The following is a 24,064-nucleotide window of genomic DNA, read 5'->3' as shown; positions in this document are numbered from 1 at the left end:
ATTCCTCATTGCTTCAGTTCACTTTTCTTGCCGTCAACATCACTCTTCTTCAAACTTGCAGAAGCCAAATGAACCGCAAAACCGTTTGCGTAACGAAGATCCACTCCATCAATTCGGTTTGACCACCTCTCTTGTACCTGCGGCCAATATTTAAAGAGACGCGCAACCCGCTCCTCAGTTAATGACTTGTCAGAGCTCTCTTCATCACGTCCAAACTCAATCTTCATTCCATTAGAAAGCTTGATATGCCATGCATAGCGCTCAGTAAGAGCCAAGCTAACAATCTCAGCACCCCAAGGCTTAAACCAATTGTTTGCTTTCTCATAAAGACTCATCACTTCTTTGCCCGCATCTTCGGGACCATAAAAATCTACCAAACGCACGTCATCACCGATCTCAGAAATACGACCGGCAAAAATCTCTCCATGACTATTAATCAAGACATGACTATCTACTCCACCCCAGGTACCAAATGGCTTTTGCTCTTCAATACTGACGATCAGGCCATTGGGCCACACACGCCGAACGTTTGCGTGACGTACCCAAGGCATACCTTCAAATCCACGCTTCACATCCTCTAATCGAACGCTAAAGAAATTACCTTGCACAGTCTCTGAAACTTGTTGCTTCACAATCGACTTATTAATATGTTTTAAGGTTTGACCAGCCACTGGTTCGATTTGTATTTGCTTTAAAGAGAACACTGGCCGCTGGCTTAACCAAACGAAAATGCCAATAGCCAACATTACAAAGAAGCAGTTCATCAAGAAACGGCTAAGCTTTTGCATCCTCTCTGGGTGATTCCAAAGGGGAGACATCAGCATGGTGAAAATTTCACCGAACCGGTCCATAAAAGAACTCATACAGCAACACCCTCTTTTTCTTCTAGCGTCTGACTCAATAACCAAAGCACTAGTTCTGCATACTCAACACCAACAGCCTTAGCTGCCATAGGCACCAATGAATGTGAGGTCATCCCAGGAGATGTATTCATCTCCAATAAATAAGGCTTGCCAGTCTTTTGATCCAACATGAGATCTGCACGACCCCAGGTGCGGCAACCCAAAGCCTTATATGCAGCCAAAGCGAGCTCTTGTACCCACTCATTAACATCGGGAGCTAAATCAGTTGGACATAGGTACCGGGTTTCATTAGAAAAATATTTATTGTGGAAGTCGTAATTGGCTTGCGGCGGGATAATTTTTATTACCGGTAAAGCTTCTGCAGCTTCACCGTAGCCAACCAACGGGCAAGTTAATTCATCACCAATGATGCAAGTTTCTGCAATTACTTTCCTATCTAAACCTGCGGCTAGTTGATAGGCTGCCGGCAACTCTTCAACCGATTTCACCTTAGTTAAACCAAGTGAGGACCCCTCATGGGCTGGTTTAACAATTAAGGGCAAGCCAAGATGCTTAACCACCGCATTCCAATCACTGGTAGCAGTTAACTCCTCGAACTCAGGAGTAGATAAGCCATTGCTAATCCAGATTTGCTTAGTCGCAATCTTGTCAATCGCTAATGCAGAAGCCAAAACTCCACTGCCGGTATAAGGCAATCCTAAGATCTCTAGCAATCCTTGAATAGTTCCATCCTCTCCATATCGACCATGCAGTGCGATAAACACCCGATTGAATTTTTCATCCACTAATTCAGTAGGGTCGCGTTCACCTGGATCAAAGCCATGTGCATCAACCCCTTTAGATAGGAGTGCTTGCAAAACACCATCGCCTGACATTAATGAAATCTCGCGCTCACCTGAGCGCCCGCCTAATAAAACACCTACACGACCCAGAGACATCACATCTAAATTGGCCAATCGAGCTTTTACACGATCACCCCACAAGCTAAGATTTTGATTAAACATTATTCGCCTCCGATAAAGTGTGAGGCAAAGCAGATATGGAACCAGCGCCCATCGTAATCAATACATCCCCATCTTTTAATACTTGACTTAACTTTTCTTGCATTTCAGCTACATTTGATGCAAACAGCACTGCGTTAGAGTTAAGCAAAAACTTTGCTGACTTGTCTTCAGCTATCGCCGCTTTCATCAAACTCTTGCCATCAGCCCCTGGAATTTTTGCTTCTCCAGCTGGATATACTTCGGTCAACACGAGAGCATCAAAGTTTCTAAGGACTTGCACAAACTCACCAAAACAATCGCGGGTTCTTGTAAAGCGATGAGGCTGAAATGCGAGAACAAAACGCCGATCTGGAAAAGCCCCCCGTGCAGCAGCTAAAGTAGCAGCCATCTCTACTGGGTGATGACCATAATCATCAATCAAAGTAAAACTGCCACCGGCCGCGAGAGGAATGTCTCCATAACGCTGGAAACGTCGGCCAACACCGCCAAATCCAGACAATGCTTTCACAATGGCCTTGTCACCAACACCTAATTCAGTTGCGATGCCAATTGCCGCTAAAGCATTGCGAACATTGTGTAGGCCAGGTAAATTGAGAGTTACATCGAGCGGGCCAGGCTTATTTCCATGGCGACGAACAGTGCGACGCTCCACTATAAAGTGCATACGTGTTCCATCAGCACGAACATTGCTTGCACGGATATCCGCATCATCAGATAAACCGTAGCGCAATACAGGTTGAGATACAAAGGGAATAATATCTCTCACATTGGCATCATCAATACATAAAACTGCTACGCCATAAAAAGGCATTCGTTGAATGAACTGCACAAATGCCTGTTTTAGTCTCGCCATATCGTGCTGATAGGTATCCATATGATCAGCATCAATATTGGTAACCACCTCCATCGCTGGGAATAACTGCAGGAAAGAAGCGTCGGATTCATCTGCTTCAACCACAATAAAATCGCCGCGACCTAAACGAGCATTAGCGCCAGCAGAATTGAGCTTGCCGCCAATGACAAAAGTTGGATCCAACCCACCTTCCGCCAATACAGATGCGACCAAACTAGTGGTGGTGGTCTTGCCGTGTGTTCCAGCAATCGCAATACCCTGCTTTAAACGCATTAACTCGCCCAACATGACTGCACGCTGAATCACGGGAATTTTTGCTGCTCGAGCAGCTAATACCTCAGGATTATTTCCAGCGACCGCAGTAGAAATCACCACAGCCTCAGCAGTACCAATATTTTTGGCATCATGGCCAATATGAATCACCGCACCTAAATCTTTGAGACGCTTGGTAGCAACACTTTCAGCAAGATCAGAGCCAGAAACCTGGTATCCCAAGTTGAGAAGCACCTCAGCAATGCCGCTCATACCGGCACCACCAATACCAATAAAGTGAATTTGCTGAACTATATGCTTCATACGCCCACCCCCGCACAATCTGCGCATACTTCTGCAACACGTTGAGTAGCATGAGGCTTTGCTAAGGCATGAGCACGAATAGCCATCTCTTTTAAATCTACACGATTAAAATTTTGAATCAGCAAAGCTAGATCCTGAGCATTCAGATATTGCTGAGGTAGCAATACAGCAGCTTTCGCATCCGATAAAAATTTCGCATTTGCCGTTTGATGATCATCAATCGCATAAGGGAACGGAATCAGGCAAGAGGCAACACCACACGCCGCTAACTCTGAAATAGTCATAGCGCCAGAACGGCAAATTACTAAATCTGCCTGAGCATATGCTGTTGGCATATCGTCAATAAAAGGACGAATATCAGCCTGTACCCCTAAATCAGCATAGCGCCGCTCTAAATCAGCTAAGTGTTTTTCACCTGCTTGATGTATGACTTTAGGACGTTCATTAATGGGGATGAGGGCTAAGGCTGCGGGTATATTTTCGTTAAGTGCTGCTGCACCCAAGCTGCCACCAACAACCAAAATAGAGAGCGGGCCCTGACGTTCTTCATAGCGAAGTGCAGGCGACTTCATTACCTCAAACTCTTGACGTATAGGGTTACCAACCCACTCTGCTTTTTCCATCGTATCTGGAAAGCCAGTCAGTGTGCGCATCGCAATCTTCGCTAAGGCACGATTCGCGCTACCAGCCACAGAATTAGATTCATGCAAGACCAGTGGACGTTTTAATAACTTTGTCACTAAACCGCCTGGGAATGTAATGTACCCACCCATACCAAGAACAACGCTAGGTTTTAAGCGACGCATAATCCTCCAGCTCTGGAAACATGCACGAGCTAAATTTACCGGCAGCATGAGCTTAGCTTTGATTCCTTTTCCACGCAGTCCGCCAAACTCGACTGACTCAAATGGAAAATCACAAGCTTTAACCAATCGATATTCCATACCATTTTGGTTGCCCAACCAAGAGACATTCCAACTGCAGATCCGCAAATATTCAGCAACAGCAAGCCCTGGGAAAATATGCCCGCCAGTACCACCAGCCATCACCAAAATTGAGGGTTTTGTCACAACTTCCCTCCGCGCATCAAAATACGATTTTCGTAATCAATTCGAAGCAACATTGCAACAGCAACTGCATTCATCAAAATGCCAGAGCCGCCATAGCTTACTAAAGGCAAAGTTAAACCTTTTGTTGGCAACAAACCTAAGTTCACACCCATGTTGATAAAGGCCTGCCAGCCGATCCAAAGCGCCACACCTTTTGCAGCAAGACCAGCAAAGCTTCGATCCAACTGAAGTGCAGTACGGCCAATCATGAAGGCACGACGTACGATCCAATAGAACAAGAAGATCATCACCACTACACCAACAAAGCCAAGCTCTTCACCGATCACCGCCATGATGAAGTCAGTATGTGCTTCAGGTAGGTAATGAAGCTTCTCGACACTCCCACCTAAGCCGGTGCCAAACCATTCGCCGCGACCAAAGGCCATTAATGAATGAGTAAGTTGGTAACCCTTATTTGCAGCGTTATCTACTTGCCAAGGATCCATAAAAGCTAACATCCGGCCGCGACGGAATGGAGAGAGAGCAATCATCGCAGCTCCACTAAGCAATCCAACTGCGATCAAGCCTCCAAATAATTTTGCATTGATACCGCCTAAAAACAAAATGCCAAATGCAATTAAGGCAACCACTACAAACGCGCCCATATCAGGCTCTTTCATTAAGAGACCGCCTACTAGTGCAACTGCGATACCCATTGGCAACATTCCTTTTGCAAATGAGTGCAAGTAGTCTTGACGCTGAACCGTATAACTTGCTGCAAAGATCACTGCAGCAAATTTCATTAGCTCAGATGGCTGAAAGTTCATCAAGCCCAGAGGGATCCAACGTTTTGCACCGTTCACTCCCTTGCCAATACCAGGAATCAACACGGCGATGAGCAATAGAACTGCAAAGCCAAAGACCACCGGCGAATAACGATCCCAAACTTTAGTGGGAATCTTAAATGCCCAAATGCCCACGACAATTGCAATTGCCAGAGAAATCAAATGGCGTATTAAGAAAAAGTTGCTGCTGTAATTAGCGTACTTTGGACCATCAGCCAAAGTAATAGATGCGGAATACACCATCACCAAACCAATTAAAGCCAAAGACAGCACTGCCCAAACCAATAATTGGTCGTATTCCATCATTCGCGAGCGCGTTTGTTCGACTCCAGTAACGGCATCTCTTAAACCACTTCGGAAATTATCAATGCCTCCTCTAGAGAAATTCCAGAAGCGGTCTAACCCTAAGCTGTTTTCCGGGAATATTTTTTCTTTTAAATTCATACCCGAACCCCTTCGAAGCGCATTCCCAGTTCTTCAACTTCAGACGTAAATACTTGAGCGCGCTCTTTGTAGTCATGGAACTGATCTAAGCTGGCACACGCTGGCGAGAGCAAAACTAAATCGCCAGAAACCGCTTGAGCAGCCGCAGCCTGAACTGCTGAAGGCAAATCACCACTGATAGTGCATGGAATATCTTTTCCGATCACTTCAGCAATTTTTTCTCCATCTTTGCCGATTAAAAAAACACCCTTTACAAAGCGCAAAGCTGGCTCGCGAAGTGGGCTGAAATCTTGACCTTTACCATCGCCTCCAGCGATCAGCCAAATTCGCTTATCAGCCTCATTACTTCCCAGCCCATTTAGTGCTGCAACTGTTGCGCCAACATTAGTACCCTTGCTGTCGTCTACATACTCCACATCATTATGAATAGCGATACTCTGTACTCGATGTGGCTCACCATGGTAATCACGTAAACCGTGTAACAACACATTCATTGGCAAATCGGCGGAACGCGCTAAAGCCAAAGCAGCCAGGGCATTCAAGGCATTGTGACGACCACGAATACGAAGCGCATCAGCCGGAATCAAACGCTTTAATCGTAGTGGCTCAGACTCCTCAATCACGGCAGACTTACGGCGGCGCTTAGATGTTGAGTCAAGCTCTTCAGCTAATTCAGCCCATACCAGCCAATCAATCCCACCGGCGCGTAAATCATGCTCTATACCAAAAGCACCCTGCTCATCTGGCCTACTTGACCCAAAGGTCACAATAGATCTATCCACTTTTTGATCTTCGGGAATGAGATTCACCACCAAGGCATCATCGCGATTAAGGATGCAAATCGTATTAGAACCAAATATTTGAGATTTTGCTTGTGCATAGGCAGACATATCGCCATGCCAATCTAAATGGTCTTGCGTAATATTCAGCACCGCAGCAGCAGTTGCATTTAATGAATAGGTGTGTACCAACTGGAAGCTTGATAGCTCTAATACCCAGATCTCTGGCATATCTTCAATTTGATCAGCGCCATCAAGACAGCTCATCAATTTATCCAGTGCAGCTGGACTAATATTTCCAGCAACCGCCACCTTCTTGCCAGCACGCTCGCATAATTGGCCCGTTAAAGCAGTTGTAGTAGTTTTGCCATTAGTACCAGTAACCGCGAGCACTGTAGATGCATAGCTTGATTCAGTTGCCTGAGCCATGCGACTTAATGCTGCAATAGCGCGGGCAAAAAATTCGATTTCGCTCCAAACATCAATGCGTGCCTTGCGCGCTTTAATCAAGAATGATTCGGTTGGCTCTTGAATTGGTGATAAACCAGGGCTAATTCCGATAACATCAATATCAGTTAGCAATTCATCTTCTAAGGGCCCAAACTGAATATCGCTCAGTCCTGCAACACGTAACTCTTCAAGCCACGCTAATTGACGCTCAGTAAATTTAGATTGATCACGGGTATCGACCAAACGGACTGCAGCGCCATTGCGCAAGCACCATTTGACCATGGCAACACCAGACTCACCCAGACCCATAATCAAAAAGCGATGCGGGGCCTGATAGCCAGGATTAGCTACTGCATCTGGATTGGCGAAAGTGTTTTCTAAATTACGCATATTTATTCTTTGGCTCACCGTAATTTCAAGCTAGACAAACCAATCAATACCAATAAGATGGTGATAATCCAAAAGCGCACAACCACTTGCGTCTCTTTCCAACCACCCAATTCAAAATGGTGATGTAAAGGCGCCATACGGAAAATGCGGCGTCCTTCTCCGAAATGCTTTTTGGTGAACTTAAACCAAACGACCTGCATCATGACTGAAACAGTTTCAGCAACAAAGATTCCACCCATCACAAACAGCACAATTTCTTGACGAACAATCACAGCAATCGTTCCAAGAGCGCCACCTAAAGCGAGCGCACCGACATCACCCATAAACACTTGTGCAGGGTGGGTGTTGTACCAAAGGAATGCCAACCCGGCACCACCCATCGCACCACAGAAGATCATGAGTTCACCAGCCCCAGGAATGTAGGGAGATAATAGATATTTGGCATAAATAGCATTACCCATGACATAGGCAAATGCACCCAATGCAGCACCTACCAAAATGACCGGCATGATGACCAGGCCATCAAGTCCATCAGTTAGGTTTACAGCATTACTACTTCCCACAATGACTAAGTAACTCAAAATGATGAAGCCCATCATTCCCAAGGGGTAGCTCACCTCTTTCATAAATGGCAGCAGTAAGTTTGTCTTTGCTGGCAGATCTAATGCAAATCCACTCTTAAGCCATTCATAAAATAATTGCAATACCTTGAGGTTATTAACCTCAGAAACAGAGAAGGCCAAATAAATCGCAGCAAACAATCCAATCAAGGTTTGCCAAAAGAATTTCTCTCTTGAAGCCATACCTTTGGGATCTTTGCGAACTACCTTCCGATAGTCATCAACCCAACCTACCGCTCCAAATCCAAATGTCACGATCATCACAATCCAGATAAAGCGATTACTTAAATCAGCCCACAACATGCAAGAGACAAAAATACCAATCAAAATCAATACACCACCCATCGTAGGCGTTCCAGATTTCACCAGGTGAGTTTGCGGCCCATCTGTACGAACAGCCTGCCCCATCTTTAATTCTGATAACTTACGAATCACCCAAGGACCAGCGGCTAAACCAATTAGTAATGCGGTTACCGTTGCCATCACCGCTCTAAAGGTGATGTAGTTGAAAACTCGGAAGAATCCAAAATCTTCTTGCAACCACTGAGCCAAAATTAAGAGCATGTTTTAGCCTCCTCTAATAAGGCTTGCACCACACGCTCCATGCGCATAAAACGTGAACCTTTAACTAAAATATTGAGATGCTGATTGCTGCAAGTTGACTGGGCATATACGGCATTGCGTAACTGCGCAATCAAGCTATCCATATCCGAAAAATGAATCGCCTGCACAGAATTCGCTTTATTTGCGTCATCGAAACCATGAATTGCAAATTGGCATTGCTCGCCTAATGCAAATAATTTAGCAACGCCTTGCTCGGCAGCATATGCACCCACTTCACGATGGAACTCAGGGCCCTGATTGCCAACCTCACCCATATCTCCCAGAATGAGCCAAGAAATATTTCCAGATTGCTTTAATGCATCAATTGCCGCCCTGACTGAATCAGGATTTGCGTTATAGCTGTCATCAATGAGTGTGTAATTGGAGGTGATATTTTTAGACTGCATGCGACCATTCACCGGAGTAAATGATTCCAGGCCCTGTTTAATTTTTTCTAAACTGATGCCCGCAGCTAAGCCAACTGCGCTAGCAGCCAGCGCATTGCGAACGTTATGACTGCCTAAAGTATTGAGCTTAATTTCTATAGAGCCGCTATCTGTCGATAGTTCTACGCATCCATTACTTAATAATTGGCCCTTTACTGAAGCAGCCACATTATTTTTCTCAGAGGCTAAAGCAAAATCCATCACAACACGTTTAGCAGCGGCTTCACGCCAAACAGGTGTGAATTCTGAATCTGCTGGGAATACAGCAATGCCCTCTTGTGGCAAGGCGCGAATCACATCTGCATGTTCTTGCGCAACCGCAGATACTGTTGCCATAAACTCTTGGTGCTCACGTTGGGCATTATTAATTAATGCAATAGTTGGTTTTGCAATATCTGCCAATATTGCTGTTTCACCCGGATGATTCATGCCCAGCTCAACTACAGCAAGATGATCGCTCGAGCGTAGCTTTAATACAGTTAGCGGTAAACCAATGTCATTATTTAAATTGCCTTGAGTAACTAAGGCATGACCTTCGCCTACTGCCGCCTTAAATATCCCAGCGATCATTTCTTTTACTGTTGTCTTGCCATTGCTACCAGTTACTACTGCAAGCGGTATGTCAAATTGCCTACGCCAGGTTTTTGCTAACTCACCTAAACTAGTTCTTGTATCGTCCACACAAACTGCAGGAAAATCTTTTGGACATTTACTAATGTTACTGACTAAAGCTGCACTTGCACCTGAATAAGTTACATCCGATAAAAAATCATGTGCATCAAATCGCTCACCAACTAAGGCAACAAATAACTCCCCCGTGTCTATCTGACGACTATCGGTACCAACTCTTGTAATGGAAACTTCCTTTGCGGCCTCCATAGAAATATTCACCAAACTACTTGTAGGTAGCATGGCACATACTTGAGCAAGTGTTGTCATGGGGGTCATTAAGCCATTCCCCCTGCTGCCAAGCGAATGTGTTCTTGATCAGAAAAATCAAATTTCTTGCCAGCGATTTCTTGCGTTGTCTCATGACCCTTGCCAGCCACCAGGACAATATCCTGCGTCCCGGCATGTCTTACCGCAGCCAAAATAGCGGAAGCTCTATCGGTAATTACCTGGACCTTAGTAGATGAGGGATCCATGCCATCACGAATCATCGACATGATTACCTGAGGATCCTCTGATCTTGGGTTATCACTGGTAATAATAATTTGATCAGCAAAACTCTCTGCTACTGCCCCCATCTGCGAACGCTTTCCACTATCTCGGTCGCCCCCACATCCAAAAACGCACCAGAGCTTGCCGCCACGTTGTGCTGCTATAGGAAGAAGTGCTTGTAAAGTTTTTTGCAGAGCATCTGGAGTATGCGCATAATCCACTACAGCTAATGGGCCTTCAGCTTTTGCATTTTTAGATAACGAAATTAACTCCATTCGGCCAAGGACTGGATGCAATTGACTCACACGCTTACTGGCCTCTTCAGCACTAAGACCCTGCGTCAGCAACACCGTCCAAACAGCAATAGCATTACTTAAGTTAAATTCACCCAACAAGGGAATATGTAGTGAATTAGTAGATCCGGCATATGAAAACACCGAGTCATAGCCTGCATTACTGAATTTTGTTCCGCTCGCATAAACAGAGCGCAAGCGATCAGTAAATTTTTCAAATCCCTTAAAAGCATCCTGATTTAAAGAGTAAGCCCAAACTTGTACATCACCTTTTGTTAACAAATTTAGTGCTAATTCGCGACCGAAGCTATCATCAAAATTAACAACTACGTGCTCTAAGCCCTGCTGTTTAAATAATTTTGCTTTTGCCTCAGCATATTCAGTCATGCTGCCGTGGTAATCCAAATGATCTTGCGTGAGATTTGTAAATACTGCGCAATTAATCCAAGTGCCCGTAATGCGATCTTGATGCAAGGCATGCGACGAAACTTCAATAGCTACATGCTTAGCCCCCGCTTCAAGCAGCTCTTTGAATTGGGTTTGCAGTTTTGGTGCATCTGGCGTTGTATAGCCAGTTTTAAATAATTTTCCAGGAAATCCTGTTCCCAAGGTTCCAATTACAGCCGCACGATGATCAGCTTGATCGAGCGTTTGTGCCAACCACTGAGTAATACTAGTTTTACCATTGGTTCCAGTAACCCCAATCACGTTCATGTGCTTGCTAGGATAGCCATACCATTGTGCGCACAGATCACCAACCCTCTTTGCAAGATTAGGAACTGGAAAACACTGAGGATGATCTGAATATTGTTCACCCATATTCTCTGGATCAAATACTACGGCTGCTGCACCATTCTCTATTGCAGCATGAATATAGTGGCGTCCATCTCGTTGGGCGTTCCCATGTCCAATCGGGTAAGCAAAAAAAATATCGCCAGGTTCAATCTGGCGACTATCTGCACTTACCTTAGCAGCTGGATTTGCCAAGGTGTGCAAGTGGTCAATCAAGTGATTGGGTTCTATATTCAAAGCCACCCTCATCTTTTCAAAGCCACGTGTTGAGTTTGTACATTTGCAGTACGGATCTCTAGAGGAGTTTTGTCATCTAGAGCCATTTGATTCAACTTACTGTCGGGAACTACGTTTAAGGTCCTTAAAGTTTCGCCAACAATGGTTGAGAAAACTGGTGCTGCCACATCACCACCATAGTGACTACCACCAGTGGGCTCATCAATCATGACGGCAACAACAATACGGGGAGCACTAATTGGGGCTAAGCCAGCAAAGTAAGCGCGGTAAGAATTTCCATATCCTTTACCTACTAACTTGTGAGCCGTACCAGTCTTACCGCCTACGCGATACCCTTCAGTTTGAGCCTTAACGGCTGTGCCACCAGGCTCAGTAACCGTCTCCATCATTTCACGCATTTCTATGGCAGTTTTTGCTGAAAGAACTCGTGTGCCTTGCTTGACGTCAGGGCTACGCTCAATAGTGAGTGGTACTAGCTCGCCATCCCGCGCAAAAATGGTGTAAGCCCGAGCTACCTGAAAAAGTGATGCAGAAATGCCATAACCAAATGCAATACGCGCCTGATCAGTTGGCATCCATTTTTTAAATGGATGTACTGTACCTGCCACTGCGCCAGGGAATCCGATTTTGGAAGCCTGACCTAATCCAACTGCAGTGTAAAAATCCCACATCTCTTCAGGTGAGAGATTATTCATCGCAATCTTTGCGGTACCAATATTGCTTGATTTCTGAATGACCTGAGCAACGGTTAAGTTGCTATAAGGATGTGTATCAGTAATCGGCTTGGGGCCTACTAAATACTTTGCACCAATCACCATATTGGTATTTGGAGTGACCGCACCTTTTTCTAATGCGATAGCAATAGTTAATGGCTTCATTGTTGAGCCAGGCTCAAACGTGTCAGTTAAGACTCGATTGCGTAACTGCTCACCACTTAAATTTCTACGGTCATTTGGGTTGTAGCTTGGATAATTGGCTAGCGCAAGAATTTCACCAGTTTGTGTATCCAAAACTACCGTACCTCCGGCTTTAGCATGGTGCTGCTCAACAGCGCTCTTAACCGCGTTGTACGCCAAATACTGAATCTTGCTATCAATCGAAAGTTGCAGATCTTTTCCATTTTGCGGCAACTGCTCAATGGCCACATCCTCAACGACACGACCCAAACGATCCACTACAACACGCCTTTGGCCGGGATGCGCAGCAAGCTCATTTTCACGAGAAAGCTCCATTCCCTCTTGACCTTTGTCATTCACATTGGTGAAGCCCACTACATGAGCCATCGCTTCACCCTCTGGATAGAAACGGCGATATTCGTTATTCAGGCCAATACCGGGAATTTCTAATTGCTTAATCTGTAGGGCGACATCTGGATCAACTTGACGCTTTAAGAAAACCTGTTTGCGCTCATCCTTGAGTTTTTTACGCAACTCTGATTCGCTGATTTGCAATAAGCTGGCTAATTTGTGCAACTTGTCAGCCGCTAAATCGTCTGACACTGTGTCGTTATAGGCGATGACCGATTTTGCCTCAAGACTGGTAGCAATCACTTGACCATTACGATCTAAAATTTTTCCGCGACTTGCTGGAAGCTCTAGCTCTCGCTGCGTTCCACGGACACCTTTCGCCTCATAGAAAGCATTGCCTGGACCTTGAATCCAAAAAGCCCTTAAGAGCAACATCATGAATACGAAAAATAAAAGGAATAGCATTAGTCTCGAACGCCACATCGGAAGACGCAAGACTAAATTTGGAGTTGTAGAAAATCCAACCGGCCTCATTGAGACTCCTTCAGGTACAGAGTACGTTCAGGAGTAATCGGCACCATATGCAATTGATTACGCGCCACATCGGAAGACGCAAGACTAAATTTGGAGTTGTAGAAAATCCAACCGGCCTCATTGAGACTCCTTCAGGTACAGAGTACGTTCAGGAGTAATCGGCACCATATGCAATTGATTACGCGCCACATCGCGAATCCGCGCCGATTTAGAAAGATTGCGTTGCTCATACTCTAAGCGCAACCATTCTTGATTTAACTTACGCTCCTCAATCTGAGCACGCTCTTGAGCAATAAACAGTGTACGTGCGCGCTGTTGGGCAGCAACCAGTGATAAAGCGCAAATCAACAGTAGCGCTAATAGAGTTAGAGTTGCGCGATTCATGCTTGCGCCTCCATACGTTTTTCTGCGACACGCATAATTGCAGAACGAGCGCGTGGATTTTCAGAGACCTCGTGATCGCTTGGCTTAACACGACCAATAATCTCAAGATCACTTTGGGGCAAATCTTTTTCACGTACTGGCAAGCCACGAGGAATTTCAATCCTTGCATGAGACTGCAAAAATTGCTTAACAATACGATCTTCCAGAGAGTGGAAGCTAATGACAGCCAACCTTGCTCCGGGCTTTAATAATTTCAACGCAGCTTTCAGCCCAAGCTCTAGGTCTTCTAATTCGTGATTAATGAAAATACGCAGAGCCTGAAATGTACGAGTGGCTGGGTCTTGCCCAACCTCACGAGTCTGAACAACACTGGCTATTAAGCTAGCAAGTTGCATTGTGGTTTTTGGGCACGATCCTGCTTCTCGCTTTGCCACAATGGCTTTTGCGATTTGAAATGCAAAACGCTCTTCTCCGTACGTCTTAATCACGTGCGTGATTTCCTCCAACGGGGCTTGCTCTAACCACTGTGCAGCTGTTAAACCATGCTCTGTATTCATCCGCATATCGAGCGGACCTTCGCGGCGAAAGGAAAAGCCCCTGTGAGCTTCGTCCACCTGCGGAGAGCTGATTCCGAGATCCAACAAAATCCCATCGACTGATTCTGCTTGGGCATACTGATCCATTTGCGCAAAGCTGTCGTGCACGATGGTTAAACGTGAATCGTTGATTTTTTCTGCGACTGCTATCGCATCCAAATCCTTGTCGAAAGAAATCATGCGTGCTGATGATGGCAACTCTTTTAGCAAGGCTCGCGTATGACCACCGCGCCCAAATGTTCCATCGATTACCACAATGGGATTTTCTGCTGTTTGTTTTTGAATGAGCGGACCACTGATCAGCGCCGTCACCGCCTCGGCCAGTAATACTGGGCGATGAGATAAGTTCATGGCAGCCTGTCATTAAAAATTAAATTGCTTGAGTGCATCAGGCATGCCTTGCGCAATTGCTGCCTGTTCTTTTGCGGCATAAGTTGCCGCATCCCACAACTCCAAGTGACTTCCCATGCCAAGCAAAATCACTTCTTTTTCGATTCCTGCAGCCGAACGCAGTTCTGGACTGACCAGCACGCGACCAGCACCATCAAGCTCCACCTCTGCAGCATTACCAAGAAAAATTCTGCGCCACCAATGGGCATCCATTGGAAGTTGCGCAACCCTGGCTCTAAAAGTTTCCCATTCGGGTCTTGGGAATAGCAGGAGGCATCCATCTGGGTGCTTGGTGAGCGTAATTCTGCCCTCACCCTGCACTATTAGGGCGTCGCGATGCTTTGCCGGAATAGACATCCGACCTTTTGCATCTAAATTAAGAGCTGACGCACCTTGAAACACCATTTTCCCCACTTTTTCACACTTCCTCCCACTTTAGAGGATCGCAATAAGGGGGTCAAGTGTTTTTGGGTATTTTTTGGGAATTTCTCTAGTGTTTACAAACACTTAGCGTCATGTGTTAATAAATTGGTGATAATAAAATAGTTACTTGAAACAATAGCTTGGAAAATACACTTAAGAATAGGTCTTAGCTATAGAGCAGGATAATCTAAAAATATACTGTATTTAAATACAGTATATGAAAAATAATCCAGTCAAAATAATTCAATATTTGCTGCAAACCATGAAAAGGGGACACGAACCTTTTTTAGATTTTGTAGGCTGTTGTGGTCATGAATTTTGACATTGCCTGCATTACTTTTTGAATCGATTCCGGAAGAACTTTTCCGCCTGCATGCAATGCAGACTGTCCATGCTCAATCTCATCGATTCGCATTTGATCAACAATGGCTCGCGAACGAAAATCTTCCTCTGGTAATTTTTCAAGATGACTTTCGAGATGATTCTCAACTTGCTTTTCAGTTTCAGCCACAAAGCCCAAGCTCCACTTATCGCCAGCTAAGCCTGCAAGCAATCCAATTGCAAAAGAACCTGCGTACCAGAATGGGTTCAGATAACTTGTATGTGAATCAAGCTCTTGCAGACGTATTTCGCACCATGCCAAATGATCCATTTCTTCTAGGCCTGAATGCTCAAGCATCTTTTGAATTTGAGGGTCTCTTGCAAGCAATTTTTGAGATTGATACAAGGCTTGTGCACAAACTTCACCGACGTGATTGACCCGCATCAAACCAGCAGCATGCTGACGTTGTGCAGAATCTAAAGCTTGATTTGAAGCACTACCAGAACCTGGAGTGGGTCGCTGTGCATTTGCTCCACCAACAACCGAACGCAGAGCGGTATCAAACTCAGCAATGAAACGATCTATGGGTGACATCACAAAAAATCTTTAGACCAAAACCTCGGCTTTGCAACTTTGTTTGGTCTTGAGACCAAGCTCGGCCAAGAGCTCACGGTCTTGTTCTGCCTCGGGATTGCCAGTAGTGAGTAGTTGCTCACCATAGAAAATGGAATTGGCTCCAGCCTGAAAACACATGGCCTGGACAGCTCTTCCGAGCTCTTGACGACCTGCAGAAAGACGGACACGCGCCTTTGGCATAGTGATGCGAGCAACGGCAATAGTTCTCACAAATTCGAGTGGATCTAAAGGCTTTTGTTCGGCTAATGGCGTACCAGCAACAGGCACCAAATGATTGATCGGAACAGACTCGGGGTAAGGACTTAAATTTGCTAAGCGAGCTAAGAAGGCAGCTCGCTGCTGACGAGATTCACCCATGCCAACGATGCCACCGCAACAGACAGACATTCCAGCTGAGCGAACATGAGAAATCGTATCTAAACGATCTTGGTAACCGCGCGTAGAAATTACTGAGCGATAAAAATCCTCACTTGTATCTAAATTATGATTATAAAAATCAAGGCCGGCATCTGATAATGCCTTTGCTTGCTCTGCTTCAAGCATACCTAAAGTAGCGCAAGTCTCCAAACCCAAAGCTTTTACGCCTTTAATCATGGCAGTGACTTTTTCGATATCACGATCCTTTGGTTCGCGCCAGGCAGCCCCCATGCAGAAGCGATTTGAGCCAGCTGCTTTAGCGGCTTTCGCAGCCTCTAAAACCTCTTCGAGACCCATCAGCTTTTCGGCTTTGACATCAGTGTCATAACGCGCCGCCTGAGGACAATAACCACAATCTTCAGGGCATCCACCAGTTTTAATCGATAGCAGGGTTGCTAACTCCACATCCCCTTCAGGAAAATGGGTGCGGTGGGTTTCTTGAGCTTTATACAAAAGCTCATTGAAAGGGAGGGCAAATAGTGCCTCGACCTCAGCTACTGACCACTTGCCGGACGCATCTACCTCTTTAAGAACATCAGCCTTAGATTTGACGTGAGTAAGGGGTTTTTCTACAGTTTGAGCATCCAACATGGGTAAATTCCAGAAAATAAATGAATTCTAGCCATAAACATAACAGATACAGGCCTGTATTTGGAAAAACTAGTGGTCAAATATCAAACATGAAGGTTATTTCTGATCCAAATCAACCCACACTCGTTGATCGCAGCCTAGCAGCAGTATGGCACCCCTGCACCCAGATGAAACATCACGAATCTATGCCGCTGGTCGCCATCACCAAAGGTAAGGGACCATGGCTATACGATGAACAAGGGATGGCGCTGCTCGATTGCATCAGCTCTTGGTGGACCAATTTATTTGGTCATTCCAACCCCAGAATTAATGGTGCAATAACAGAACAGCTCGAAAAAATTGAGCATGTCATGCTCGCTGGCTTTACTCATCCACCAGTTGTAGCGCTCTCTGAAAAACTCTGCGCACTCACAAAAAGAAACTTAGGGCATGTTTTTTTCGCCTCTGATGGGGCCTCTGCTGTAGAGATTGCTCTGAAGATGAGCCACCACTATTGGCAATTGAGCGGCAAACCCAATAAGAAAAAATTTGTTTGTCTTGAAAACGGTTATCACGGAGAAACACTTGGTGCGCTGGCTGTAACAGATGTTGCTATTTTTAGAGATGCTTATGGGGCGCTGTTGCAAGATGTTTTTACCACTCGGTCCCCAGATGCACGCAAAGCAAAGCCTGGCCAAAGTTCTGAAGATGTTGCGAAAGAAGCTGCTGCCGAGCTAGCAGAACTCTTTGAAAAAGAACATCACAATATTGCCGCCATTATTGTTGAACCATTAGTGCAATGCGCCGGTCAAATGGCCATGCACTCCCCAGAATATCTGCGTCTCGTAAGAAATCTTTGTAATAGTTATGAGATTCATCTGATTGCAGATGAAATCGCTGTCGGTTGTGGACGAAGCGGTAAATTCTTTGCGTGCGAGCATGCTGATATCTGGCCTGATTTCCTAACACTTTCCAAAGGGATTAGTGGCGGTTATCTACCCCTATCGTTATGCATGACGACTGAGAAAATTTATCAAGCGTTTTACAGCGATCAAACTCAACAGGGCTTTTTACACTCGCACTCTTACACTGGCAATCCACTAGCATGCGCAGCAGCGCTAGCCTGTCTTGAAATTTTCCAAACAGAACAAGTGCTTGAAAAAAATATTGATCGAGCAAAAGATTTAGCAAATGCTTTTGCTTGGGCAAGAACGGATTCGCGCATTGAGCATTGGCGTCAACAGGGAATGATCATTGCATTTGATGTAAAAAATTCCGCATTAAAAAACCCAAAATCATTTCCACGCGAAATGTTTGCTAAATGCTTAGAGGAGGGCGTGCTAATTAGACCGATCGGCAATACAGTTTATGTTATGCCGCCCTATATTCTGACCGCAGACGAATCAGCCCAAATGGGTCTGTCTATTGCACGTGCGCTTGATAAGGTTTTGGTATGAACAAGTCCTTTCATGCATTCCAGCTTGTAAAAGACCAAATTGCAGACTTGGACTTACAGCTTCTCAAGCGCAAATTACGAATCACAAGCTCACCATGCGATACCAAATCACTAGTAGACCAAAGACAACTTCAAGCCTTTTGTAGCAATGATTACCTTGGGCTTGCTAACCACCCTCAAATTGCTGAAGCTTTAGCTTTGGGTGCCCAAAAATATGGGGTTGGAAGTGGCGCATCTCATCTAATCAGCGGCCACAGCATTGCTCATGAGTTACTCGAAAAAAGATTGGCAAACTTTGAAGCAAAATATATTCCAGATGCACGCGCTCTATTTTTCAGTACTGGCTATCTCGCCAATATTACGGCCATCACTGGTTTAACAAGGCTTGGGCCCAACGGACAAGCCAGCATCTACTCAGCCAAACTCAATCATGCTTCACTCATTGATGGCGTGCGTCTTGCTAGCTCACAAACTAGTGCTACGGTCACCTTGTTTGAACACACTCAACTGAGCTCATTGATTGACGCACTCAAAAAAGATCATCGCCCTCTCAAAATCATTGTGACAGATGGTGTTTTTAGCATGGATGGCGATCTCGCACCAGTTAAAGACTTGCTTGCTATTGCTGAAAAATTTGACGCCCTTCTTCTCGTCGATGATGCACATGGATTTGGTGTTCTTGGCAAAAAAGGACACGGGATCTTAGAGCAAGAGGGTATTTACTCTGATCGCATCATCTACGTTGGCACGCTTGGAAAAGCCGCTGGTGTAAGTGGTGCATTTATTTGTGCCCAAGACTCATTTATTGAATGGCTCATTCAAAAAGGTAGACCCTATATTTACAGCACTGCAACGCCACCAGCAATTGCTCATGCACTCCTTAGAAGTTTGGAAATTATCGAATCCGGTCAAGGCAAACAGCGTCGCACGCAGCTTCATAAGCTCATCGATATCTGGCAAACAGAGATGCATTTTTCTCAATGGGGAAAAATTGCTTCGTGCACACCAATACAGCCTCTCATTCTTGGTAGCAACGCCAATGCCCTTCTGGCAGCCAAACTACTAGATGAGGCTGGCTATTGGATTCCGACCATACGTCCACCCACCGTTCCACAAGGAAGCGCACGTTTACGCATCACTTTTTCTGCGAATCACTCGGAAGATGATGTTCGAGCACTCATTCAAACACTTCAAGCGATTGAGAAAATTGTTATTGGAAAAACTGTATGATGCGCAAACATCTTGGCTTTTTTATTACCGGTACGGATACTGAAGTTGGCAAAACTTTAGTAAGCGGCGCCCTCATTTTGAAATTACGTCATTTAAATAAGAATACACTTGGATTTAAGCCAGTTGTTGCCGGAACTTATACGAGCCTAGACGGCCAATTATTCAATGAAGACCTGGAAACACTCCGAATTGCTTCCAGCCTTAAGCTAGGTGAAGAAAATTTATGTCCCTATGTTTTAGACATTCCTGCAGCTCCACATTTGGTAGCTCAAGATTTGGGAATAGATCTGGAACTTGGCACTATGCTGGAGGCTTATCACGGCATCAGAGCTAAATGCGATTGGGTTGTGTGCGAAGGTGCTGGAGGCTTTTTTACTCCCCTCAATCACAAGGAAGATTTAAGTGATTTTGCGAAGGCAATTGATTTACCAGTGATCTTGATGGTTGGCATGAAACTGGGCTGCATTAATCACGCCCTGCTGACTTGCGCAGCTATTAAAAATAAAGATCTCAAAATTGCGGGCTGGGTTGCCAATACCTTATCAACTGAAATGTCATATTTAGATGAAAACATCAAAACTCTACGCTCCAGAATTGAAGCACCTTTTTTAGGTCTTATTCCAACATTTCCAAAAAGTATTGAAAAACCCATCAACAAGCCATACTCGATTGAGGCAATGCAATTTGCTGCGCAGCACATCGTATTGCCAGATTAATAATCCTAGCTAAACCGATGGGCAAGCACTGCCTACTATTTTTCGGATAAGATGAAGGGATGCATTTAATCCCTGAAATTGTCGATTCCGCAAACGATATTCAAGATATTCGACGCAATATTCATGCTCATCCTGAGTTGCGTTTTGAAGAAAATCGTACATCTGATTTAGTTGCAGAGGCTTTATCAAGTTGGGGTATCTCTGTTTTTCGCGGCATGGGCAAAACGGGTGTTGTTGGTCGACTAGATGGAGATTTGGGCCCCGGAAAAATGATTGGCTTACGTGCTGATATGGACGCGCTGCCACTCCAAGAACACAATGCATTTGAGCACACCTCCCGCAACCCTGGAAAAATGCACGCGTGTGGGCACGATGGTCACACAGCCATGCTGTTAGGTGCGGCTCAATATTTATCCAATCATCGCGACTTTAAAGGCACGATCATCTTTATTTTTCAGCCAGCCGAAGAAGGTGGCGCAGGTGCACGTGAAATGATTAAAGATGGTCTCTTTAAAGAATTTCCTTGCGATGCCGTATTTGGATTGCATAATTGGCCAGGATTAGCAGAAGGCCATTTCGGTGTAACAGAAGGGCCTATGATGGCCTCCAGCAATACTTTTGAAATCACCATTCAAGGCAGAGGCGGTCATGCGGCGCTTCCACATAACAGTGCGGATCCGGTTTTCGCAGGAGCGCAAGTTGTTTTAGCACTCCAAAGCATCATCACTCGCAATAAACAACCAGTAGATGCAGCCGTTCTCTCTGTGACCCAATTTCATGCTGGCGAAACCAGTAACGTCATTCCAGATAGCGCTTTTATCAGTGGAACTGTACGCACATTCACACTTGAGGTGTTAGATCTCATCGAACTAAGACTGAGAGAGGTTGCCCATAGCATAGCTGTCGCCTTTGATTGTCAGGCTGAAATTACCTTCACTAGAAATTATCCGCCACTCATTAATCACGCCAATGAAGTTCAATTCGCGAGCGAAGTCATGAGTGATCTTGTGGGCAAGCAAAATGTAGATACCTCCATTGACCCCACTATGGGCGCTGAAGATTTTGCTTTTATGCTTTTAGAAAAACCGGGCTGCTACGTTTTTTTAGGAAATGGGGATGGCGATCATCGCTCCGTGGGTCACGGCATGGGACCATGTCATCTACACAACCCATCCTATGATTTCAATGATGCCCTTATTCCGGTAGGCGCGAGCTACTGGGTAACCCTAGCTCAGCGCTACCTCAAGTAATTTTTCTTGTATTAAAAAAATACTATGAGTTGGTAAATTTAGCTGGTCTTTTTTCCATAAACGCCGCCATGCCCTCTTTTTGATCATTCATACCAAAACAAGCATGGAATAAACGACGCTCAAAATGAATTCCTTCTGAGAGGGTTGTCTCATACGCAGTATTAATGCTCTCTTTCACCATCATGCTGACTAACAAAGGCATATCAGCGATATCTTTGGCAACGGCTTTGACTTCCCTTAATAAATCTTCCTTAGGAAAAATGCGGGACACTAAGCCTGAACGCTCAGCCTCTGCGGCATCCATCATGCGACCAGTCAAGGCTAGATCCATCGCCTTTGCTTTCGATACTGCACGTGGCAAACGCTGAGTTCCACCGGCGCCAGGAATAATCCCCAACTTTATTTCTGGCTGCGCAAATTTTGCATTATCCGCAGCCATGATGGTGTCACACATCATTGCTAATTCGCAGCCACCGCCAAGTGCATAACCAGAGACTGCAGCAATCACTGGTTTACGTACCTTGCGAATATGCTCCCAGTTTCGAGAAATAAAATCGCCACGGTATACATCTTTCAATCCATACTTGGCCATCGATGCAATATCGGCTCCAGCTGCAAATGCCTTCTCACTGCCGGTTACGATGATGCAACCAATATTGTCATCTGCATCGTATGCAAGAAGTGCAGCCCCCAACTCATCCATCAATTGATCGTTGAGAGCATTGAGTACTTCAGGGCGATTTAAAGTGACTGTAGCAACTTTACCCTCAACTTCGGTCAAAATAGTTTTATAGCTCATGAATTTCTCTCTGTCAGTATTTAATCAACGTGGCAACAATAACCACATCTTGCCGTTTTGTTTCATCCTACCAGCCATTTCACCAGCTGCTTCACCAGAACCCCAATAGTAATCTGCTCTGACACCACCAACAATCGCTTTACCAGTGTCTTGGGCTATGACTAATTTTTGCAAAGATTGCCCAGTTACCGCCTTAGTAGTGGATAAAAAGACTGGAGCGCCCAAAGGCATGGCTTGCAAATCAACAGCAATACTTCGTTCATTTGTCAAAGGCACACCAAGAGCACCATCCGGTCCCAAACTTGGATCCACATTACCAGGTAATTCTCTAAAGAAAACAAAACGGGGGTTTGCATTAAGCATGGACTCAACGCGATCAGGATTGCGCTTTGCCCATTGAGAAATTCCCTGCATTGTTGCTTCACTACGGGTAATATCTTTGCGATCTAACAGCCACTGGGCAAATGATTTAAATGGCTGGTCATTTGTTCCTGCAAAACCAAGACGAAGAATACGTCCATCTTCTAAGCGAATTTTTCCAGAGCCCTGGATTTGCATAAATGCTGCTGCTACTGGATCTTGAACCCATGCAATTTCAGATCCATTCAACATGCCAGAACTGATGAGCTCCGCTCGAGTAGGTGCTGGACTCGGTTTAGATCTGCGCCAGGCTTTTGGATAGGCATAGAGTGGCACAGTATAGGTACTAGTGCGTGTCAGAGAACCATTCATTAATGGCTCGTAATAACCAGTGATTAAGCCAGTGTCATTGCCAGCGGTATTACGAATTTCATACGCTTGAAAATTATTTTCAAAATAACGACGAATGGCCTGATTATCTCGACCAGAAACACTCGCCGCCTGTGCGCAAACTGGCCGCCAATTTACTTCGGTATTTTTTCGACGCAACACATCACAACTTTTTAACCATGCTGGCCAAGCTTGTGACAAGTCATCTTCTTGCCAACCAGGCAAGGCCTGAAATGAAACCGCACTAAACATAGCTATGGGCGAACTATAAGTCGTTGGGCTAGCTCCAGAGCCCTGTGTACCCGATCTATATCCAGTCCCACGTGTGGGGGGAGTGGAACATCCCGCAGTCAAACTTGCGATTACGATTGCGAATACACTTAGCTGAATTAATTTAAATTTAGAAATCATGATCGCCAATTTACTTGATGAATACCCAATGTTGCTTTTTATCGTTGAAGGCGCTATCGCTTTGGGACTTTTGTTATTTATTGTTCTTTGGACAGGAAACGGCAAAAAATAGCCGCCTTCAGTCTTAATGCAGAGTTCTAGGCATTACTAGGGCAAATTCAGGGATTTGCGCTTGGAAAAATTGTGCATCTTCAGTAACGCAAAAATACTCTCCCCGCATGGTTCCGGCGGGCGTTGGCAGAGTAGCCCAACTGGTGTACTCAAAATGCTCTCCAGAGCGTAGTAAGGGTTGCTGCCCTACTACCCCTAAACCACGCACCTCCTGAACGTCGTTATCGCCATCGGTAATAAACCGGTGGCGCCCAATCAACTGAATACTGGCAGTGCCAGAATTGCAAATACTAACAGTATAGGCAAAGGCGAATTGGCGATTATCAGGGTCAGATTGCTCCGGTAAATACTGGGCTTTGACAGTAATACTGATTTCGTGGGGGTTCATGCACGAATTCTGCTCTATCCCAAGGCCAA

22 protein-coding genes are annotated in these 24,064 nt (G+C 45.2%); 4 read left to right on the top strand and 18 right to left on the bottom strand.

Annotated features, from left to right (window positions below; translation table 11 throughout):
• Positions 1-5: 5 nt before the first annotated feature.
• From DXE33_RS08785 to bioB, 15 genes are all read right to left on the bottom strand, one after another.
• On the bottom strand, positions 6-824 hold the full coding sequence (locus DXE33_RS08785) for a cell division protein FtsQ/DivIB (protein WP_231970453.1): 819 nt from the start codon (positions 822-824) through the stop codon (positions 6-8).
• Between the two features lie 35 nt (positions 825-859).
• On the bottom strand, positions 860-1,867 hold the full coding sequence (locus DXE33_RS08780) for a D-alanine--D-alanine ligase (protein ID WP_114639531.1): 1,008 nt from the start codon (positions 1,865-1,867) through the stop codon (positions 860-862).
• A complete protein-coding gene (gene murC / locus DXE33_RS08775; RefSeq protein WP_114639530.1) occupies positions 1,860-3,296 on the bottom strand; it encodes a UDP-N-acetylmuramate--L-alanine ligase in 1,437 nt (478 codons plus the stop codon). The genes DXE33_RS08780 and murC overlap by 8 nt, the downstream gene beginning before the upstream one ends.
• Positions 3,293-4,366, bottom strand: coding sequence for an undecaprenyldiphospho-muramoylpentapeptide beta-N-acetylglucosaminyltransferase (gene murG, locus DXE33_RS08770; protein WP_114639529.1), 1,074 nt, complete (start codon positions 4,364-4,366; stop codon positions 3,293-3,295). The genes murC and murG overlap by 4 nt, the downstream gene beginning before the upstream one ends.
• Positions 4,363-5,634, bottom strand: coding sequence for a putative lipid II flippase FtsW (ftsW, locus tag DXE33_RS08765; protein ID WP_114639528.1), 1,272 nt, complete (start codon positions 5,632-5,634; stop codon positions 4,363-4,365). Before ftsW ends, murG begins: the two co-directional genes overlap by 4 nt.
• On the bottom strand, positions 5,631-7,253 hold the full coding sequence (gene murD / locus DXE33_RS08760; protein ID WP_114639527.1) for a UDP-N-acetylmuramoyl-L-alanine--D-glutamate ligase: 1,623 nt from the start codon (positions 7,251-7,253) through the stop codon (positions 5,631-5,633). The genes ftsW and murD overlap by 4 nt, the downstream gene beginning before the upstream one ends.
• A 14-nt stretch (positions 7,254-7,267) precedes the next feature.
• Positions 7,268-8,437, bottom strand: coding sequence for a phospho-N-acetylmuramoyl-pentapeptide-transferase (gene mraY / locus DXE33_RS08755; RefSeq protein WP_114639526.1), 1,170 nt, complete (start codon positions 8,435-8,437; stop codon positions 7,268-7,270).
• Positions 8,428-9,870, bottom strand: coding sequence for a UDP-N-acetylmuramoyl-tripeptide--D-alanyl-D-alanine ligase (locus DXE33_RS08750; protein ID WP_114639525.1), 1,443 nt, complete (start codon positions 9,868-9,870; stop codon positions 8,428-8,430). The genes mraY and DXE33_RS08750 overlap by 10 nt, the downstream gene beginning before the upstream one ends.
• A complete protein-coding gene (locus tag DXE33_RS08745) occupies positions 9,870-11,411 on the bottom strand; it encodes a UDP-N-acetylmuramoyl-L-alanyl-D-glutamate--2,6-diaminopimelate ligase (protein ID WP_231970452.1) in 1,542 nt (513 codons plus the stop codon). Before DXE33_RS08745 ends, DXE33_RS08750 begins: the two co-directional genes overlap by 1 nt.
• Positions 11,412-11,413: 2 nt before the next feature.
• On the bottom strand, positions 11,414-13,186 hold the full coding sequence (locus tag DXE33_RS08740) for a peptidoglycan D,D-transpeptidase FtsI family protein (RefSeq protein WP_114639523.1): 1,773 nt from the start codon (positions 13,184-13,186) through the stop codon (positions 11,414-11,416).
• 117 nt (positions 13,187-13,303) lie between these two features.
• On the bottom strand, positions 13,304-13,570 hold the full coding sequence (gene ftsL, locus DXE33_RS08730; protein ID WP_114639522.1) for a cell division protein FtsL: 267 nt from the start codon (positions 13,568-13,570) through the stop codon (positions 13,304-13,306).
• Positions 13,567-14,517, bottom strand: coding sequence for a 16S rRNA (cytosine(1402)-N(4))-methyltransferase RsmH (gene rsmH / locus DXE33_RS08725; RefSeq protein WP_114639521.1), 951 nt, complete (start codon positions 14,515-14,517; stop codon positions 13,567-13,569). The genes ftsL and rsmH overlap by 4 nt, the downstream gene beginning before the upstream one ends.
• Before the next feature lie 12 nt (positions 14,518-14,529).
• On the bottom strand, positions 14,530-14,958 hold the full coding sequence (mraZ, locus tag DXE33_RS08720; RefSeq protein ID WP_114639784.1) for a division/cell wall cluster transcriptional repressor MraZ: 429 nt from the start codon (positions 14,956-14,958) through the stop codon (positions 14,530-14,532).
• Positions 14,959-15,265: 307 nt separating this feature from the next.
• Entirely contained in the window at positions 15,266-15,895 is a 630-nt protein-coding gene (gene coq7 / locus DXE33_RS08715; protein ID WP_114639520.1) for a 2-polyprenyl-3-methyl-6-methoxy-1,4-benzoquinone monooxygenase, read from the bottom strand.
• A gap of 12 nt (positions 15,896-15,907) precedes the next feature.
• Complete coding sequence (gene bioB / locus DXE33_RS08710) at positions 15,908-16,945, bottom strand: biotin synthase BioB (protein WP_114639519.1); 1,038 nt, start codon at positions 16,943-16,945, stop codon at positions 15,908-15,910.
• An 89-nt stretch (positions 16,946-17,034) separates the two neighbouring features.
• Between bioB and bioA the strand changes: the two genes are divergently transcribed.
• The 4 genes from bioA to DXE33_RS08690 are packed head-to-tail and all read left to right on the top strand — an operon-like array spanning position 17,035 to position 21,576.
• Positions 17,035-18,381 carry an adenosylmethionine--8-amino-7-oxononanoate transaminase gene (bioA, locus tag DXE33_RS08705; protein ID WP_231970451.1) on the top strand — a complete coding sequence of 449 codons (1,347 nt, stop codon included), beginning with the start codon at positions 17,035-17,037 and terminating at the stop codon, positions 18,379-18,381.
• The gene (locus tag DXE33_RS08700; RefSeq protein ID WP_114639517.1) at positions 18,378-19,610 is read left to right on the top strand and encodes an aminotransferase class I/II-fold pyridoxal phosphate-dependent enzyme; all 1,233 of its coding nucleotides are present in this window, start codon (positions 18,378-18,380) and stop codon (positions 19,608-19,610) included. The genes bioA and DXE33_RS08700 overlap by 4 nt, the downstream gene beginning before the upstream one ends.
• Positions 19,607-20,326, top strand: coding sequence for a dethiobiotin synthase (gene bioD / locus DXE33_RS08695; protein WP_231970450.1), 720 nt, complete (start codon positions 19,607-19,609; stop codon positions 20,324-20,326). Before DXE33_RS08700 ends, bioD begins: the two co-directional genes overlap by 4 nt.
• A gap of 59 nt (positions 20,327-20,385) precedes the next feature.
• Entirely contained in the window at positions 20,386-21,576 is a 1,191-nt protein-coding gene (locus tag DXE33_RS08690; protein WP_114639516.1) for a M20 aminoacylase family protein, read from the top strand.
• A gap of 22 nt (positions 21,577-21,598) precedes the next feature.
• Here DXE33_RS08690 and DXE33_RS08685 read toward each other — a convergent pair whose 3' ends face one another.
• The 3 genes from DXE33_RS08685 to apaG all read right to left on the bottom strand — a co-directional run bounded on the left by DXE33_RS08685 (position 21,599) and on the right by apaG (position 24,035).
• On the bottom strand, positions 21,599-22,375 hold the full coding sequence (locus DXE33_RS08685; protein WP_114639515.1) for an enoyl-CoA hydratase: 777 nt from the start codon (positions 22,373-22,375) through the stop codon (positions 21,599-21,601).
• A 24-nt stretch (positions 22,376-22,399) separates the two neighbouring features.
• A complete protein-coding gene (gene mltA, locus DXE33_RS08680; protein ID WP_231970449.1) occupies positions 22,400-23,377 on the bottom strand; it encodes a murein transglycosylase A in 978 nt (325 codons plus the stop codon).
• 283 nt (positions 23,378-23,660) lie between these two features.
• Positions 23,661-24,035 carry a Co2+/Mg2+ efflux protein ApaG gene (gene apaG, locus DXE33_RS08675; protein WP_114639513.1) on the bottom strand — a complete coding sequence of 125 codons (375 nt, stop codon included), beginning with the start codon at positions 24,033-24,035 and terminating at the stop codon, positions 23,661-23,663.
• Positions 24,036-24,064 lie beyond the last annotated feature (29 nt).

The sequence above is a fragment of the Polynucleobacter necessarius genome (genome assembly GCF_900096765.1).
Lineage (GTDB): Bacteria > Pseudomonadota > Gammaproteobacteria > Burkholderiales > Burkholderiaceae > Polynucleobacter > Polynucleobacter necessarius_F.
This window is presented reverse-complemented; position numbering and strand designations above follow the sequence as displayed.